The following is a 508-nucleotide window of genomic DNA, read 5'->3' on the forward strand; positions in this document are numbered from 1 at the left end:
ACACCTAGTATGACCATCTAGCGACCTCCACCCGGAATATTAATGGTTACGCCATTACCATTAATCACCGTTGTGTTGCCGGAGCCATTGAAAGAAAAATTACCGTTTGTGGCGTAAATCGAGCCGCGAACGGTCACGTTGTTAAACGTCGCGTAGCCAGATTTGTTGATGTGCCAGCCAACGTTCCCGGTTCCGTCCCATGTTGAAGACTGAATGTAGTTTCCTATTTTGGCATTGCTGATGGTACCGTCCTGGATGAACGTATCCCGGATGAAGGTCTGTCCGTTCTGGATCACAAATGGCAGCGTAACTGTACCGCCAGCCTGAGTCATCACAGCGAAGCGGTCTGCCAGGAAGAGCACCTGCGACTGCATACCCGCTGGCGTATTCTGAACACCAATGCCCATTCCCGCTGCGTACTGGTTGCCATTAGAATCAACAGCGACCTTGATGCTGTACATCGCATTCAGGTCGCCGTTGACGTTCGCAATTGCCTGCGCTTGATAAG

General features: G+C 51.2%; 1 protein-coding gene. It reads right to left on the minus strand.

What is annotated here, in order from left to right; all coding sequences use genetic code 11:
• Positions 1-17: 17 nt before the first annotated feature.
• Positions 18-508 (minus strand): DUF1983 domain-containing protein (locus tag PsAD37_RS19945; protein ID WP_153039814.1); only part of this gene is annotated, 491 nt, incomplete at its 5' end.

The sequence above is a fragment of the Pseudovibrio sp. Ad37 genome (assembly GCF_001623075.1).
Taxonomy (GTDB): domain Bacteria; phylum Pseudomonadota; class Alphaproteobacteria; order Rhizobiales; family Stappiaceae; genus Pseudovibrio.